This window comes from Kocuria sediminis (assembly GCF_009735315.1).
GTDB lineage: Bacteria > Actinomycetota > Actinomycetes > Actinomycetales > Micrococcaceae > Kocuria > Kocuria turfanensis.
Genome location: NZ_WOGU01000001.1, coordinates 62093 through 78927, shown reverse-complemented (window position 1 = coordinate 78927; position 16835 = coordinate 62093). Strand labels below are relative to the sequence as shown.

The window sequence follows — 16835 nt, the reverse complement described above, 5'->3', positions numbered from 1 at the left end:
CCTCGGCCGTCGTGCGCATGTCAACACCCCGCGGTAGAGGGCCCCCGGGCGCCGTCCCGCGGCCGGATCAGAGGACCGGCAGCCGCGCGAACGCCCGCTCGGCGGCCCGGCGGCGGGTGGCCGAGAGCTCCTCGAAGGGCTCCAGCACGAGTCCCGGCGAGCTCGCCCGGCGGCTGCGCCCCCAGGTGCCCACCACGCGTCCGCCGGCCACCACCGTGGGCTTGAAGACCCCGTTGGCGCCGGGGACGATGCGCGCGGCGTGCCGGCCGGCCAGCACGTGCGAGCGGTCCCCGTAGCCCAGGACGTACTCGTCGAACGGCGGCAGCAGGTGCACCCCGGCGGCCCGGCGGTCCGCCCGCACCGCGGCCTCGAGCACCTCGGGGGCGCACCACAGCTCCTGGCCGCCGGCGTCGCGCACCGCCACGACGTCGTCGAGCGCGGCCACCGCGGCGCGCACCGTGGCGCGCGGCAGCGCCGCCCAGCGGGCGGCGTCGGCCACGGAGGCCGGGCCGTGGCTGCGCAGGTAGCGGCGCACCCAGCGCACGACGACGGGCGGCGCCTCGGGGGCGGCGGGGCCCCGGTCGGGCTCCTCCCCCGATCCCGGGACCCAGTCCGCGACGGGGACCACGAGCTGGTCGCGGGCGTCCGCGGCCAGGGGGCCCATGCACAGGGTCGCGTCCAGGTGCAGGGCGAGCATGAGGTGGTAGGCCCGGCCCGGGGCGCCCAGCAGCCCGGCCTCCTCCCACGCGGCGTGCAGCCGCTCCCGGGGCTGGGGTCCGTGGCGCAGCGCGGCCAGGGCGGTCTCCCGGGCGGCGTCCAGGCGCTCGTCGACGCCCAGCTCCCGCCGCCGGCCCGCCGTCGCGGAGACGGTGCGGGGCCCGAGCACGGCCAGCCACGCCCGCAGCTCCTCGGCGGGCACCAGGTGCAGGGTCCCGCGCATGGGCCACGTGCGCACGATCCGGCCCTCGGCGAAGGCCTCGCGCACCCCGGCGGCCCCGGCGCCCCGGCGCAGCCCGACCGACACGAGGGCGCCGGGCAGGTCCTGGGCCTGGACGGCCCCGAGGGCGCGCACGACGTCCTCGGGGGCCGCGTCAGCGGGTCGCACGAGCCCGTGGGCGGCCAGTCGGGCGAGGCCGATCTCCCGGTCGCCGAGGACGGGCGGGGACGTCATGCCAGGGTCCGGCCGCGCTGCTCGGGCAGGGCGAACGCGGCCGCCGCGGCCACGAGGAACGCGGCCCCGAAGACCGCGAAGACCACCACGAGGTCGTAGCGCTCCCCGCCCAGGCCCAGCAGGACCGGCACCGACAGCGGGGCGAGGATGGAGGCGATCCGGCCGAACGCGGCGGCGGCGCCGGTGCCCGTCCCACGCAGCGCGGTGGGGTACAGCTCGGGGCCGATGGCGTACAGCGCGCCCCAGGCGCCCAGGTTGAAGAAGGACAGGGCCATGCCGGAGCCGATCACCTGCCAGGGGAGCACGACGGCGCCGACCGAGACGATGCCGAACAGCACCGCGCTCACCGCGGAGCCCCCGAGGAAGACGGCCAGGGTGATCCGCCGGCCCCAGACCTCGATCAGCCAGGCGGCCGCCGCGTAGCCGGGCAGCTGGGCGAGCGTGATGACCAGGACGTAGCCGAAGGACGTGGTCAGCGTGAAGCCCTGCTGGAGCAGCAGCGTGGGCAGCCAGGTGAACGCCCCGTAGTAGGCGAAGTTGACGCAGAACCACACGGTCCACAGCGCGCCGGTGCGCCGCCGCAGCCCGGCCGACCAGAGGCCTCCCGCCCCGGTCGCCGGCGCGGCGGCGGCCTCGGCGGCCAGGGCCTGCTCCGCGGACTCCGCCCGGGACCGGCCCAGGGCCGGGGCGCGCTCGAACGCGCGCACGGCGGCCTCGGCCTCCTCCGTGCGGCCGCGGCTCTCCAGGAAGCGCACGGACTCGGGCAGCGCCCGGCGCACGACCACCGCGTAGGCGGCCGGCACCAGGCCGACGACCAGCGCCCAGCGCCATCCGTCCGGGGAGGTCGGCACCACGAAGTAGCCGATGAGTGCGGCCAGGATCCAGCCGACGGCCCAGAAGGACTCGAGCACCACCACCAGGCGGCCGCGGATCCGCCGGGGCGAGTACTCGGAGACGAGGGTGGAGGCCACGGGCAGCTCCGCGCCGAGGCCCAGGCCCACCACGAAGCGCAGCACGACGAGCGCGGCGAGGGAGCCCACGAGCGCGGACGCGCCGGTGGCCAGCCCGTAGACGACCAGGGTCAGCGCGAACACCTGGCGGCGGCCGAGCCGGTCGGCGAGCAGCCCGCCCAGCCCGGCCCCCACCGCCATGCCGACGAAGCCGATCGAGGCGAGCAGGGACAGCTCCCCCGTGCTCAGCGCCCACTGCTGGGCCAGGGCGGCCATCACGAACGACACGAGGCCGACGTCCATGGCGTCCAGGGCCCAGCCGACGCCCGAGCCGACGAGCAGCTTCCGGTGCTCGGTGGTGTACGGCAGCCGGTCCAGCCGCTGCGACCGCGTCAGCGCGGACGTGCTGCCGGCGGGCCGCGGGCTCTCGTGCATGCTCCGGTCCTTCCCCTGTGCGCGGTGCGGCGACCACGGCGGTGCTGGGCTGCCGCGGCGCCGGGGCAGCCGCGGTGCTGCCGCGGTGCTGCGACCACTGTAGGCGGTCGGCGGACCGGACGGCGCCGGACGGGCGCATGTCGTCCCGGCCCCGCCGGGGAGGTGCTCCGCCCCTAGACTGGGAGGGTCCCCACCCACCGGCCCGGCGAGGGAGCCTCCTGTGACAACGGTCGCCGTGTACCTGGTCGTCGCCTTCGGCGCGGGCGCCCTGGCCGTCCTGCTCCGGCTGCCGCCCCTGGTGGGGTTCCTCGCCGCGGGCTTCGTGCTCAACGGCCTGGGCGTGGAGCGGCTGGCGGCCGTGGAGGAGCTCGCCGACATCGGCGTGACCCTCATGCTGTTCGGGATCGGGCTCAAGCTGGACCCGCGGTTCCTGCTGCGCAAGGAGGTCTGGGGCACCGCCGGGATCCACATGGTGCTCAGCACGGCCCTGGGCGCCGGTTTCCTGGGGCTGTTCATGCTGGCCGGTCTGGCCCTGCCCGACGCGGACCTGCCCACGCTCGCCCTGGTGGGCTTCGCGCTGTCCTTCTCCAGCACCGTGCTCGTGTTCAAGGTGCTCGAGGAGCGCAGCGAGACCACGTCCCTCTACGGGCGCGTGGCGATCGGCATCCTGATCATGCAGGACATCGCGGCGGTCGTGTTCATCACCGCCACGAACGAGCACCCGCCGAGCCCCTGGGCCTTCGCGCTGGTGCTGCTGGTCCCGGCCGCCTGGGTGTTCCGCCGGGTCTGGGACCGGATCGGGCACGGGGAGATGCAGGCGCTGTTCGGGGTGGTCATGGCCCTGGTGCCCGGCTACATCGCCTTCTCCGCGGTCGGGATCAAGGGGGACCTGGGGGCGCTGCTGGTGGGCATGCTCCTGGCCTCGCACGCGAACGCGAGCGAGCTCTCCCGGACCCTGTTCACCCTCAAGGACCTGCTGCTGGTGGCGTTCTTCGTCTCGATCGGGTTCAACGGCATGCCGGACTCCATGACGGTGCTCCTGGGGCTGCTGCTGCTGGTGCTCGTGCCGGTGCAGGCGATGCTGTTCGTGCTGCTGCTGTGGCTGTTCGGGCTGCGCCGCCGGACGTCGCTGCGCGGCGGGCTGGCCCTGGCCAACCACTCCGAGTTCGCCCTGATCGTGGGGGCCATCGGGGTGTCCGCCGGAATGCTCACGGAGCGCTGGCTCGTGGTCCTCTCGGTGGCGGTCGCGGCGAGCTTCGTGGTCTCCGCGCTGGTCAACCGGCGCGGCTCCCCCCTGATCAGCACCCTGGCCCGGCGGCTGCCGGAGCACCCGGAGCACCGGCTGCACCCGGAGGACCGGCCCATCGACATCGGTCACGCCGAGGTGCTGGTGCTGGGCATGGGACGGGTCGGACAGGCCGCCTACCAGGAGTTCTCCGGGGAGCACGGGTTCTCCGTGGTGGGCATCGAGAACGCCACGGACCGGGTCGAGCGGCTGTGCGCCCAGGGCTTCGACGTCCAGGAGGCCGATGCGACCGACCAGGAGTTCTGGGAGCGGGTGATCGCGACCGGCCACGTGCGGATCGCGGTGCTGGCGATGCCCTTCCACGGCTCCAACCTCGTGGCCCTGCGCCAGCTCACGGAGTCCGGGTTCACGGGAGCCGTGGCGGCCGTGGCGCAGTACGACGACGAGGTGCAGGAGCTGCGCGGGCACGGGGTGCGCACGGTCTTCAACCTCTACAGCGGCGCCGGGATCGCCCTGGCCGCGGAGACCGTCGAGGCCCTCGGCCACCGGGCCGACTGACGGCCCGGGCGCCCCGGGACCCGCCGCCCCCGGACCCGGCCCGCCGCGGTCCGCCCCGCCAGGATCCGCGCCAGCAGCTTGCGCAGCTCCTCGGCCCACAGCACGAGGGAGGCCGCGCCGACGGCCACCGCCCACTGCCGGGCGTCCAGGGCCGCGGTGCCGAACGCGGTCTGCAGCACGGGGACGTGCACCACGAGCACCTGCAGCGCCGCGGCGAGGCCCAGGGCGCCCCACAGCCAGGGGTTGACGAACATCCGGTGGAAGGCGCTGGAGCGCTCGGAGCGGGAGTTCAGGGCGTTGAACAGCTGGGCGAGCACCAGCGTCGTGAACCCGGCCGTGCGGGCCTCCTCGAGGGAGCCGGTGCCCGGCACGAGCCCGCCGGGCAGGAACACGTCGACGCTCAGCAGCGACGAGCCGGCCATCACGAGCCCGACCAGCACGATCCGCACCCACAGGCCGGCGTCGAGGATGCGGTCCCCGGGCCGGCGCGGCGGGCGGGCCATGACGTCGTCGATCTCGGGGTCCACGCCCATGGCGAGCGCGGGCCCGGAGTCGGTGACAATGTTGATCCACAGGATCTGGGTGGCCAGCAGGGGCAGGGCGATCCCGCCGTCCCCGGCCGCGGTGAGGCCCAGCGCCCCGGCGAGCAGGACGCCGAGGAGCACGGTGGCGACCTCCCCCATGTTGGAGGACAGCAGGTAGCGCAGGAACTTCTGGATGTTGTCGAAGATGACCCGCCCCTGGCGGACGGCCGCCACGATGGTGGCGAAGTCGTCGTCGCCCAGGATCATCCGCCCGGCCTCCTTGGTGACCTCCGTGCCGGTGCGGCCCATGGCCACCCCGATGTCCGCGGCCTTCAGGGCGGGGGCGTCGTTGACCCCGTCCCCGGTCATCGCCACCACGTGGCCCAGGGCCTGCAGGGCGTCCACGATGCGCAGCTTGTGCCCGGGGGCCACGCGGGCGAACACCGACACGTCACGCACCGCGTCCCGGAACTGCTCGTCGGTGAGCCCGTCCAGCTGCAGGCCGGTGAGGGCGGGGGCGCCCGGCGGCACGATGCCGAGGTCCGCGGCGATCCGCGCGGCCGTCATGGGGTGGTCGCCCGTGATCATGATCGTGCGCACACCGGCGGCCCGGGCCTGGGCGACGGCCGCCGCGGCCTCCTCGCGCGGCGGGTCCAGGACGCGCACCACGCCGAGCCAGACCAGGTCCCGCTCCGCGGCCTCGCCCGGCGCGTCCGTCTCGTGCTCGGGCACCCGCCGCCCGGCGACGGCCAGGGTGCGGTAGGCCTGCCCGGACAGCTCCTCACCGCCGCGGCGGCCACCAGCACGCCGCGCGCCTCCTGCAGGACCTGCCCGGCGGGAGCACGGGCGTCCACGACGGTGGCCCGGCCCTCCGGGGCGTAGCCGGAGCCGGAGAGCTCCACCGTCCCGGAGGGGGTGACGATCCGCCGGAGGGTCATCTCGTTGCGGGTCAGCGTGCCGGTCTTGTCCGCGCAGATCACCGAGGCCGCCCCGAGCGTCTCGACCGAGTGCAGGTCCTTGACCACGGCGTTGCGGCGCGCCATCGCCCGCACCCCGATCGCCAGGACCAGGGACGGGATGGCGGGCAGCCCCTCCGGGACGGCCGCGACGGCCAGGGAGACCCCGAGCAGCAGGACCGTCACCAGGTCCTGCACCCCCTCCACCCCGTGGACCAGGACGACCGCGAGCATCACCACGACGGCGACGGCCACGACGATCCGCCCCAGCGACCGGGACACGGCCGCGACCTCCCGCTGCAGCGGGGACGGGTCGGCCTGCGTGCGGTCCAGCATCCGGGCGACCGCCCCCATCTGGGTGTCCATGCCCGTGGCCACGACCACGGCGCGGCCGACCCCCTGGGCCACCGCCGTGCCCCGGTAGACCATGTTCCGCCGGTCGCCCAGCGGCACCGGGCCCGGCAGGACGGCCGGGTCCTTCAGCTCGGCCTCGGACTCCCCCGTGAGCGACGCCTCCTGCACGCGCAGGGCCGTGGCCCGGAGCAGCCGGGCGTCCGCGCCCACGGCATCCCCCTCGGACAGGACCAGGACGTCCCCGGGCACCAGCTGGGCCGAGGGCACGGTGGTGAGCCGGGCGTCACGCAGCACGGTCGAGTTCGCGGCCGTGAGCACCGCCAGGGCCGCCACGGCGTCCTCGGCGCGCACCTCCTGGACCCGGCCCAGCACCGCGTTGGCGACCACGACGAGCAGGATGACGATCGCGTCCACCGGCAGTCCCGCGGCGCCCTCGGCCGCCCAGGCCGCCGTGGAGACCACGATCGCGACCAGGAGCAGGCGGATGAGCGGGTCGCGGAGCTGCGCCAGGAGCCTGCGCCAGCCCGGGACGGGCGGGGCCGAGCGCAGTTCGTTGGGCCCGTGCCGCTCCAGGCGCCGGCGGGCCTCCGGCGAGCTCAGCCCGCGGTCGGCCTGCACGCCGAGCTCGGCGAGCAGCTCCCCGGGCTCGCGCAGGGAGGGATCCGGCGGCACGGTCTCGGCGCTCACGCCCTCATTGTCCGTCCGGCCCCAGGGCTCCGCACCGTGTGACGGGCCGGCCCCGGACCCGGCGCACCGCACCGCCGGGCCGCCTCCGGGCCGCGCGCACGGAGCCCCGGCGGCGAGCGCGGCCGGGCCGGCCTCACGGGGACCGCGCATTTCCGTTTGCAACACCTTGTCTTCGAGTCCCGAACCCAATGTGTGCCAGGTCACTGTTGTGGTACCTTCATCGCGTTCGCACAAATGTTCCTCGGCGGTAACCCCCGTGGTTTCCCAGGCTCCGAGTGCGGAAGTCGAAACCATCGCATGGCCGGCCCGCACGCCGGCCGACCGGGAAATCGGAGACAGCCCATGTCCACATCCCCCTCCACCCGACGCATCACCCTGGCGCTCGCCGCCACGGCCGCGGCCGTGACGCTCACCGCCTGCGGCGGCGACAGCGGCTCCGAGGGCGCGACCGCAGCCGGCGGCGACGTCGACTGCTCCGCGTTCGAGCAGTACGGCGACCTCAGCGGCAAGAGCGTGAGCGTCTACACCTCGATCGTGGCGCCCGAGGACCAGTCCCACATCGACTCCTACGCGCCGTTCGAGGAGTGCACCGGCGCGGACATCGTCTACGAGGGCTCCCGCGAGTTCGAGGCGCAGCTGCTCGTGCGCCTGCAGTCCGGCAGCGCGCCCGACGTCGCGTTCGTCCCGCAGCCGGGCCTGATCCGGACCATCGCCGAGGACCACCCGGACGTCATCCAGCCGGTCGGCGAGGACGCCGCGGCCAACGTCGACGAGTACTACGACCCCTCCTGGAAGGAGTACGGCACGGTCGACGGCACCTTCTACGGCACCCCCCTCGGGGCGAACGCCAAGTCCTTCGTCTGGTACTCGCCCTCCATGTTCGAGGAGGCCGGCTACGAGGTGCCCCAGACCTGGGACGAGCTCATGGAGCTCTCGGACACGATCGCCGGGACCGGGGCCAAGCCGTGGTGCGCGGGCATCGAGTCCGGCGACGCCACCGGCTGGCCGGCCACCGACTGGCTCGAGGACACCATGCTGCGCACCGCCGGGCCCGAGGCCTACGACCAGTGGGTCAACCACGAGATCCCCTTCGACGACCCGCAGGTCGTCGAGGCCCTGGACGCGGCCGGGGCGATCCTCAAGGACGACAAGATGGTCAACGGCGGCCTGGGCGACGTGCGCTCCATCGCCACCACGGCCTTCGGCGACGCCGGCCTGCCGATCCTCGACGGGTCCTGCTGGATGCACCGCCAGGCGTCCTTCTACCAGGCCAACTGGCCCGAGGGCACCAACGTGGCCGAGGACGGCGACGTCTTCGCGTTCTACCTGCCCGGCAAGTCCGAGGACGAGAAGCCGATCCTGGGCGGCGGCGAGTTCACCGTCGCCTTCGCCGACCGGCCCGAGGTCCAGGCCTTCCAGGCCTACCTGACCAGCCCGGAGTGGTCCAACGCCAAGGCCCAGGCCACCGAGTTCGGCTGGATCTCCGCCAACTCCGGCCTGGACCCGGAGAACCTGAAGTCCCCGATCGACAAGCTGGCCTACGAGCAGCTGACCGACGAGAACGCGGTGTTCCGCTTCGACGGCTCGGACCTCATGCCCGCGGCGGTCGGCGCCGGGTCCTTCTGGAACGGCATGACCGACTGGATCTCCCTCGGCGAGGACAGCGAGACCGTCCTGGCCGACATCGAGAAGAGCTGGCCGTCCGAGTGACCGCAGGCCGTCCGTGACGCACCGGCGGGCGGGCCGGGTCCCCGCGACCCGGCCCGCCCGCCCCGTGCCGCCGGACGGACCCGCGGCGCCGACGACGGCCGCCGGAACCGAGCCCTGAGGAGCTCTTCGTGGACCTTTTGCTGAACGCCGACACGACGGCGGAGAAACTGATCGTCATGTGCGTGGCGATCCTGCTGTTCGTGGGGGTCACGGCCGCCGTGCTGTGGCTCGTCGACCGGCCCTCCCTGCCCCGCTGGGTGCCCCTGGTGGGCTTCCTCGGCCCCGCCGTGGCCCTTCTGGTCTTCGGGTTGCTGTACCCGGCCGCCCGTACCGTGCTCGGCTCCTTCCAGGCCCGGGACCGGCAGACCTGGGTGGGGTTGGACAACTACCGCACCATCCTGACCGAGGACGGGTTCCAGGTCGTCCTGCTCAACACCGCCCTGTGGGTGCTGCTCGTGCCCACCGTGGCCACGGCCGTGGGGCTGGTGTACGCGGTGCTCGTGGACCGGACCCGGTTCGAGAAGCTCGCCAAGACGCTGATCTTCCTGCCCATGGCGATCTCGCTGGTGGGCGCGTCGATCATCTGGAAGTTCGTCTACGAGTTCAAGCCGGACCAGCCCGGCGTCCGGCAGACGGGCCTGCTCAACCAGCTGCTGGTGTGGCTGGGCGTGCCGCCCCAGCAATTCCTGCTGGACCCGCCCTGGAACACCTTCTTCCTGATCGCCGTGATGATCTGGATCCAGACCGGCTTCGCGATGACCGTGCTCTCGGCGGCCATCAAGGCCATCCCGGACGACATCATGGAGGCCGCGCGGCTCGACGGCGCCGGGGCCTGGCGCATGTTCGCCTCCGTCACCGTGCCCTCGATCCGCCCGGCGATCGTCGTGGTGATCACCACGATCGCGATGGGCACCCTGAAGGTCTTCGACATCGTCCGCACCATGACCGGCGGCAACTTCGGCACCTCGATCGTGGCCAACGAGTTCTACACGCAGAGCTTCCCGCTCGGGCAGCCGGGCATCGGCGCGGCGCTGGCCGTGGCGCTGTTCGTGCTGGTCGTCCCGATCGTGCTCTACAACATCCGGCAGATGAAGCTTTCCGAGGAGCAGCGATGACCACCGCCGCCAACATCCCGCCCGCCTCGCCCGAGGACCTCGTCGAGGACGGCCGCCCGGAGCGCAGCGGCCCCGCCGGGACCACCGTGGCCCCGGGGCGGCGCCGCGGCCTCGGGGAGCGGGCCGCACGGGCGAGGACGAAGCTCAGCTCGCCGTGGGCCTCCCTCGCCGCGGTCCTCATCGCGGTGCTGTGGACGACCCCCACGCTGGGCCTGCTGATCACCTCCTTCCGCCCGGAGCTGGACATCCGCCGCTCCGGCTGGTGGACGTTCTTCGCGGACCCGTCCGTGACCCTGGCCAACTACGAGGAGGTCATCACCGGGTCCGCGACCTCGAGCTTCGCGGCGTTCTTCGTCAACTCCGTGGTGATCACGGTGCCCGCGGTGGTCATCCCGATCACGCTGGCGCTGCTGGCCGCCTACGCGTTCGCGTGGATCGACTTCCGCGGCCGCTCCTGGCTGTTCGTGGCCGTGTTCGCCCTGCAGATCGTGCCGATCCAGATCACCCTGATCCCGCTGCTGACCCAGTACAACCAGTGGGGCCTGTCCGGGTCCTTCTGGGCGGTGTGGCTCTCGCACACGATCTTCGCCCTGCCGCTGGCGATCTTCCTGCTGCACAACTTCATGATGGACATCCCCCGGACCCTCATCGAGGCCGCGCGGATGGACGGCGCCGGGCACGTGACCATCTTCTTCCGGGTGCTGCTGCCCCTGCTGGTCCCGGCGATCGCGTCCTTCGCGATCTTCCAGTTCCTGTGGGTGTGGAACGACCTGCTCGTGGGCCTGACCTTCGGCTCCAACCTCAACGTGGCGCCCCTGACGGTGCGGCTCGGGGAGCTGGCCGGCACGCGCGGCTCGGAGTGGCACCTGCTCTCCGCCGGGGCCTTCGTGTCCATGGTCGTGCCGATGATCGTGTTCCTGGCCCTGCAGCGCTACTTCGTCCGCGGGCTGCTGGCCGGTGGCGTGAAGGGCTGAGCGCCCGCCGGCCCCGGCGCACGGAAAGGCCCCCGGAACCGCGGTTCCGGGGGCCTCTCCGTGCGCCCGGTGCCCGGGCCGGTGCGGTGCTACCGGGCGTCGGTGACGCCAGTGGCGGCCACGATCCGGCCCGTGCCGTCGGTGGCGGAGACCACGGCCTGGCCGGCCAGGATCTCCCCGGCCTGCCGGGCGGTGCGCCGGTCCACTCGCAGGGCGGTCCCGCCCGCCAGCTCGGGGTGCTCGGCGACGACGCCGGCCGGCAGCTCCGCGACGGTCACCGGCACGCTGCGCCCGCCGGTGACCGTCTCGGCGTCGAGGGCCAGGGCGCCGTCCGGACCCCAGGTGAGGGACCAGTCCAGCAGGGCCGGGTCCGTGCCGGCCGGGACCGTGCCCGCCGGGACCGCCAGCAGGTCCGCCCCGACCCACGCGGCCCGGGCCGTGCCCAGGTCGGGGCCGGCGGCGGGCTGCTCGGCCGCGCCCGTCCGGGTGCGGATCTCGTGGGTGGCGGCGTCGTACTCGATGGTGGCCACCATCCCGTCCTCGGGGACCGTCAGGCTCACCTCGGCGCCGTCCACGGCCCCGTCCTGCCCGTACGCCGCGCCGGCGCCGAGGTCCTCCACCACGCGGAAGGTGTACTCCCCCGCCGGGATCAGGGTCGTGGACCACGCGTAGGTGCCGTCCCCGTCCGGGTCCTGCAGCCAGGGGCGCAGGCAGTCCGGGGTGCGGTCGGCGGCGCAGCCGAGCTCGTCCTGGAACGTGCCGGAGGCCGTGAGCAGGGGCCCGTCGGCGTCGGTGGTCGCCCAGTGCGTGGCCGGGTCGTAGTAGAACGTCACCGGTCCGCCGGGGGCGTCGTAGCCGATGTTGGCCCCGGCGAGCGCGCCGCCGGCGCCGTAGTTCTCGTCCCAGGCGCGGTCGACGGCGACCTTGTAGGAGTGTCCCCCGGCCGGGAGGTCGAAGGTGCCCTTCCAGATCCCGTCCTGGGGGTCGAGGCGCAGCTGCGCCTGCTCGCAGGCGGGCGCCCAGTCGGCGTCGCAGCCCATCTCGGTGTTGTGCGTGCCGGGCACGGAGACCGCGTCCGGCTGCTGCACCTCGCCCACCACCGGGCCCGTGCCCCCGCCGTCCGCGGGGGCGCCCCCCGCACCGGCCACGGCCCAGGCCGAGGAGGCGGAGAGGTTGCCGGAGGAGTCCTTCAGCACGGCCCGGTACTCGAGCAGGGTCCCGTCGGCCACGTCGGCGGTGTCGGGGAAGACCCGGTACGGGGCGTTGTCGTCCGTGCCCAGCGCCGTCCACTCCTGCGTCCCGGCCGGACGCACGGCGAAGCTGACCTGGGCGAAGCCGCGGCCGGGGACGTCCGCCCGCAGCTCGGTCCGGCCGTCGGCCCCGAGGTCGGGGGCCTGCAGGCGCACCTGCGGGGCCTCCTGCTCGGGGTTGAGGGCCCGCCCGGCCCGGTACACGACGGTCGACAGCGGGGCGACCTCGACGTCGAGCCGGGCGTCCTTGCCGGACTTGCGCTTGTCCTTGCCGTCCGTCCCGTAGAGGGCGGTGAACTGGGTGTTGTCCGAGGACGTCGGCACGGTCACGGTCCGGGTCTGCTCGGAGTTGTTGGTGACCACCACGTACTCGCGCCGCTCGTCCGCGTCGATCCGGCTGAACGCGTAGACCCCGTCCTGGTCGGAGGAGTACCGGTGCAGCTGCGCGCCGTCGGCGAGCGCCGGGTGGGCCGCCCGCAGCGCGGAGAGCTCGGCGATCTGCTCGTAGAGCGGGTGGTCGGTGCCGTAGCGGTCGGCCGCACCGGGCTCGGCCGCGATCATGGGCTCCTGCAGGTACTGCGGGACCTGGGTGGCGAACATGTCCTGGCGGGCCAGCTGGTCCCCGCCGGAGCCGACGAAGCCCTGCTCGTCGCCGTAGTAGACCACCGGCTGGCCGCGGGTCAGGAACATCAGCTCGTTGGACAGCTCCACGCGCCGCCGCAGCTCCTCGTCCCGGAAACCGGCGTCGAACAGCAGCCAGGAGGCGCGGCCCATGTCGTGGTTGCCCGTGAACGTGGGCAGCTGGTAGGCGTTCGAGTCGGTGTCGGTGTAGTGGTCGTCGGCGGCGTAGAAGTCCCGCAGGGACGTGGTCGCGCCGCCCTTGGCGAACTCGAGGGACCGGGCCTGGAAGCCGAAGTCGATCACGGCCTGCAGCCGGCCGTCCGTGGTGAAGGAGGACAGGTACGCCGGGTCGGCGTCGTAGACCTCGCCGAACATGAAGAAGTCCTCGTTGCGCGCCCGGGCCGCCTCGAGCACCCGGGGGCTGAACTCCTGCCAGAACTCGAGGTTGACGTGCTTGACGGTGTCGATGCGGAAACCGTCGATGCCCATCTCCGCCCAGGCGGAGTAGATGTCCACCATCCCGTCGACCACCTCGCGGCGCTCGGTGAACAGGTCGTCCAGGCCGACGAAGTCGCCGTAGGTGACGGACTCCCCGGACCAGGTGGAGTCCCCGCGGTTGTGGTACAGGTTCGGGTCGTTGAGCCACTCGGGGACCTTGACGCCGGCGTCCTCCGGCGAGCGGAAGGTCGGGGTGTAGGGGAACGACGTCGCGGGATCGGTCGCGGGGAACTCCGGGGAGCCCGCGTAGCGGGCGTCGTCGAAGGGCTCCCCGGCGGCGTCGCGGTAGGGCTCCTCGGCCTTGGTGACGTAGTCGGTGGTGCCCTCGGCGTAGTCGATGACGTCCGCGGTGTGGTTGGTGATGATGTCGAAGTAGACCTTCATCCCGCGGGCGTGGGCGGCGTCGACGAGCTGCTGCATGTCCTCGTTGCTGCCCAGGTGCGGGTCGATCTGGGTGAAGTCGGTGATCCAGTAGCCGTGGTAGCCGGCGCTCTCCGCGCCCTCCTCCCCCTGCACCGGGCGGTTCTTGAAGGAGGGGGTCAGCCAGATGGCGGTGGTGCCCAGGCCCTCGATGTAGTCCAGCTTCTCCTGGATGCCCTGCAGGTCGCCGCCGTGGTAGAACGCCTTGTCCGTGGGGTCGAAGCCGTGCTCGAGCCGGTCCCCCTCGAGCCCGCCGGTGTCGTTGGACGGGTCGCCGTTGGCGAAGCGGTCGGCCATCACGAAGTAGAACTGCTCGGAGGTGACCGGGGCGCGCAGGCTGTCGCCGGCCAGCGCCCGGTCCTGCTCGGTGACCTCCTCGCCGCCCACCGCGGCCGGGCGCACGGAGACCGCGTCGGTGGTGTCGTCGAAGCTGAACACCACGGTGGCGGGGCCCTCGAGCACGAGCGGCAGGTTCTCGGCGGGGTGGGACTCGTCCCACCCGCCGTCGAGGGCGACCTTGTACTCCCAGGTGCCGGCGGGGACCTCGAAGGTCCCCTCGTAGGTGCCCCCGCCGACGGGGGCGAGGACGGTCTCGGCGCAGGACGGCTGCCAGTCGGCGGAGCAGCCGAGCTCGTCCTGCAGGCTGCCGACGAGGGTCACGGCGGGGGGCGCGGCGGCGGCCGGTGCGGCGGCGGCGAGGCCGACGGCGACCGGGGCGGCGCCGACCGCGGTGGCGGACAGCAGACCGGCCAGGACGGTGGATGGACGACGTTTCACGGTGTCTCCAGGGGGGTGATGGGATCGAGCAGGGGGTGCTCGGGAAACGTGCTGGAGTCTATCCCGTGACCTGGATCACAGCCGGGAGCGCGGCCGGGGGATCAGCCGCCTTTCTGCACGGCCTTGCACAGCTGCACCAGCCTGCTGATCGCGCGGTGCGGGGCGCCGGTGGGCCGGTCCGCCTCCTCCCGGGCGGCGAGGGCGAACCGCACGAGCGCCCACGCGCGCAGGCGCTCGGCGTCGGCGCCGGCCGCGAGGGACAGCGCCTCGATCCGGTCCTCGAGCGCCGCGGCCAGGGCCCCGCCGTGGCCGGCGGCCTCGGTGCGGGGCCACAGGGCGGCCACCAGGGCGAACTCCACGGTGCCGAGCACCGGGTCCGCCCCAGTGGCCAGCCACGGGGCGCGCCGCGCGGCGCGCACGGCCCCCGGGTGCAGGTCCTGGTGCACGAGGGCGGTGTCCAGCTCGTCGCGCAGCAGCCGGTCCAGGTTCGCGACCGCCTGCCGCCGGAAGCGCCGCGGGAACCGGGCGTCCAGCTCGGCGGCCCCGGCCAGGTCCTCCCGCCAGCCCCGGGCCGCGGCGGACAGCGCCGGGAACGGGGGCCGGGGCGGGCGGGCCAGGGTGCGGGTCAGCTCGCCCAGCACCCGGCAGGCCTCCAGGTCCGGCAGGGCCCGCAGGTCCCGCTCGCCGGTGCGCTCGAGCAGCAGCGCCCGGTCCGCGGGCTCCGCCCGGAGCAGCCGCACGGCGCCGCGCCCGCTCCACAGCCGCAGCGCCAGGTGCTCGTGCTCGGCCCGGGCACCCGGCGGGCCGATCCGCAGCAGCGCCGGTTCCCCCGCCCGGGTGCGCACCGGCAGCGCCAGGGCGCCGTCGTCGTCGCGGGACCGCCCGTCGGGGGCCAGCTGCCACGCGGCCAGGTAGCGCTCCGCGAGCCCGGCCCGGAGCCGGGCCGCGCCGTCGTCGGTCATGGGTCCGTCCTCCGCGCAGGTCACCGGACCATCTTCGCCCACCGGGCGGCCGTCCGCCCCGCCCGTGTTCGTTAGACTGCGAGCGCCCATCCCCCGGCCGGAACGGAGTCCACCCGCCCGTGAACGAGCTGCTGTTCGCCTTCGGCCTGACCCTGTTCGCGGGACTGGCCACCGGGGCGGGGGCCTTCCTGGCCCTGGTCACCAGGCGCACCGACGCCAAGTTCCTCGCGGTCAGCCTCGGCTTCTCCGCCGGGGTAATGATCTACGTGTCCCTGGTCGAGATCTTCGTCAAGGCCCAGGTGGCCCTCGTGGCGGAGCTCGGGGAGCGCGCCGGGGCGTGGGCCACGGCGGGCGGGTTCTTCGGGGGGATCGCGCTGATCGCCGTGATCGACCGGCTCGTGCCCAGCAGGGTCAACCCGCACGAGTACCCGCACGACGACGGCGGGCGGCAGCGCCGGCTCATGCGCATGGGCACCATGACGGCGGTGGCGATCGCGATCCACAACTTCCCGGAGGGCTTTGCGACCTTCGTCGCGGCGATGCAGGAGCCGTCCGTGGCGATCCCTGTGGTCGTGGCCATCGCCCTGCACAACATCCCGGAGGGCATCTCGGTGGCCGTGCCCATCCACTCCGCCACGGGCGACCGGCGCAAGGCGTTCCGCTACTCGTTCCTCTCCGGCCTGGCCGAGCCGCTGGGCGGGGTGCTCGGGTACCTGATCCTGCTCCCGTTCATGAGCGACGCCGTCTTCGGCGTGGTGTTCGCGGGCGTGGCGGGGATCATGGTCTTCATCTCCCTGGACAAGCTGCTGCCCACGGCCCAGGAGTACGGCGAGCACCACCTGTCGGTCTACGGGCTCGTGGCCGGGATGGCGGTCATGGCCGTGAGCCTGCTGCTGTTCGTCTGAGCCCGCCCGTCGCGGCCGGGACCGGCGGGTGCCGGGGCCGGCGCGGTCAGGGCCGGGGCGGCCGGGCGCGGTCGGCGCCGAGCGAGGGGCCGGGGCCCAGCGGCACCCCGGCGGCGCGCCCCGCCTCGGCGAAGGCCGCGGCCAGGCTCGCCCGGGAGGCGTGGGCGTTGAGCCCGCTGGGGCTGGGCAGCACCCACAGCTGCGCCCCGGCCAGCTCCCGCTCCTGGCGCCCCAGCGCGGCCCGGGGGTCCGCGAACGCGTGCCGGTAGGCGGTGACCCCGGCGACCGCGACGACGGCGGGACGCCGCTCGGCGACGAGCCCGGCCAGCCGCTCCCGCCCGGCCACGAACTCGGCGGGGTCCAGCTCGTCCGCCCGGGCGGTGGCCCGGCGCACGAGGTTGGTGATGCCCAGGCCGCGGCCCACGACGTGCTCCCGGTCGGCGTCGCTCATCCCGGCGGAGCAGTCCACGAGGTGGCCGGTGAGTCCGGCGTCGTGCAGGGCCGGCCAGAAGCGGTTGCCCGGGCGGGCGAAGTGCGCCTGGGTGGCCGCGGCCCACAGGCTGGGGTTGATGCCGCAGATCAGCAGCCGCAGCCCGGGGCCGAGCAGGTCCGGCAGGGTCGTGTCCCGCGCGGCCTCCAGGTCCGCCCGGCTCGGCCGGGTGCCGCGCGGTGTCCGTGCTGGTGCCATCCCGCCATGCTAGGCCGTCCCGCTACCGTGGGGA

General features: G+C 74.3%; 12 protein-coding genes. 5 read left to right on the top strand and 7 right to left on the bottom strand.

What is annotated here, in order from left to right; genetic code table 11:
- Positions 1 to 67: 67 nt before the first annotated feature.
- A complete protein-coding gene (locus GMA12_RS00380; RefSeq protein ID WP_156266209.1) occupies positions 68 to 1171 on the bottom strand; it encodes a winged helix DNA-binding domain-containing protein in 1104 nt (367 codons plus the stop codon).
- Positions 1168 to 2556, bottom strand: coding sequence for an MFS transporter (locus GMA12_RS00375; RefSeq protein WP_156266207.1), 1389 nt, complete (start codon positions 2554 to 2556; stop codon positions 1168 to 1170). The genes GMA12_RS00380 and GMA12_RS00375 overlap by 4 nt, the downstream gene beginning before the upstream one ends.
- 220 nt (positions 2557 to 2776) lie before the next feature.
- Between GMA12_RS00375 and GMA12_RS00370 the strand changes: the two genes are divergently transcribed.
- Positions 2777 to 4360: a cation:proton antiporter domain-containing protein gene (locus tag GMA12_RS00370; protein ID WP_162459272.1), complete on the top strand. Its 1584-nt coding sequence runs from the start codon at positions 2777 to 2779 to the stop codon at positions 4358 to 4360.
- Here GMA12_RS00370 and GMA12_RS00365 read toward each other — a convergent pair.
- Together GMA12_RS00365 and GMA12_RS00360 are read right to left on the bottom strand one after the other, a co-directional pair.
- Complete coding sequence (locus GMA12_RS00365) at positions 4294 to 5550, bottom strand: cation-translocating P-type ATPase (RefSeq protein WP_370829952.1); 1257 nt, start codon at positions 5548 to 5550, stop codon at positions 4294 to 4296. The two genes, GMA12_RS00370 and GMA12_RS00365, sit on opposite strands and share 67 nt — an antisense overlap.
- Positions 5469 to 6881 (bottom strand): HAD-IC family P-type ATPase, encoded by a 1413-nt coding sequence (locus GMA12_RS00360; RefSeq protein WP_162459271.1) that lies wholly within the window; start codon positions 6879 to 6881, stop codon positions 5469 to 5471. Before GMA12_RS00360 ends, GMA12_RS00365 begins: the two co-directional genes overlap by 82 nt.
- A 342-nt stretch (positions 6882 to 7223) precedes the next feature.
- On the opposite strand from GMA12_RS00360, the gene GMA12_RS00355 reads away from it, so the two are divergent.
- The 3 genes from GMA12_RS00355 to GMA12_RS00345 all read left to right on the top strand — a co-directional run bounded on the left by GMA12_RS00355 (position 7224) and on the right by GMA12_RS00345 (position 10680).
- Positions 7224 to 8591, top strand: a complete 1368-nt coding sequence (locus GMA12_RS00355) for an ABC transporter substrate-binding protein (RefSeq protein WP_156266201.1) — start codon at positions 7224 to 7226, stop codon at positions 8589 to 8591.
- A 128-nt stretch (positions 8592 to 8719) separates the two neighbouring features.
- Positions 8720 to 9706 carry a carbohydrate ABC transporter permease gene (locus GMA12_RS00350; protein WP_035927438.1) on the top strand — a complete coding sequence of 329 codons (987 nt, stop codon included), beginning with the start codon at positions 8720 to 8722 and terminating at the stop codon, positions 9704 to 9706.
- A complete protein-coding gene (locus tag GMA12_RS00345) occupies positions 9703 to 10680 on the top strand; it encodes a carbohydrate ABC transporter permease (RefSeq protein WP_081994430.1) in 978 nt (325 codons plus the stop codon). The genes GMA12_RS00350 and GMA12_RS00345 overlap by 4 nt, the downstream gene beginning before the upstream one ends.
- An 89-nt stretch (positions 10681 to 10769) precedes the next feature.
- Here GMA12_RS00345 and GMA12_RS00340 read toward each other — a convergent pair whose 3' ends face one another.
- Positions 10770 to 14246: a pullulanase X25 domain-containing protein gene (locus tag GMA12_RS00340; protein ID WP_162459270.1), complete on the bottom strand. Its 3477-nt coding sequence runs from the start codon at positions 14244 to 14246 to the stop codon at positions 10770 to 10772.
- Between the two features lie 101 nt (positions 14247 to 14347).
- Positions 14348 to 15208, bottom strand: coding sequence for an aminoglycoside phosphotransferase family protein (locus tag GMA12_RS00335; RefSeq protein ID WP_162459269.1), 861 nt, complete (start codon positions 15206 to 15208; stop codon positions 14348 to 14350).
- Between the two features lie 119 nt (positions 15209 to 15327).
- Between GMA12_RS00335 and zupT the strand changes: the two genes are divergently transcribed.
- Positions 15328 to 16113, top strand: coding sequence for a zinc transporter ZupT (gene zupT, locus GMA12_RS00330; RefSeq protein WP_162459268.1), 786 nt, complete (start codon positions 15328 to 15330; stop codon positions 16111 to 16113).
- 46 nt (positions 16114 to 16159) lie between these two features.
- On the opposite strand, the gene GMA12_RS00325 is transcribed toward zupT, so the two are convergent.
- Positions 16160 to 16801 (bottom strand): mismatch-specific DNA-glycosylase, encoded by a 642-nt coding sequence (locus GMA12_RS00325; RefSeq protein WP_156266196.1) that lies wholly within the window; start codon positions 16799 to 16801, stop codon positions 16160 to 16162.
- Positions 16802 to 16835 lie beyond the last annotated feature (34 nt).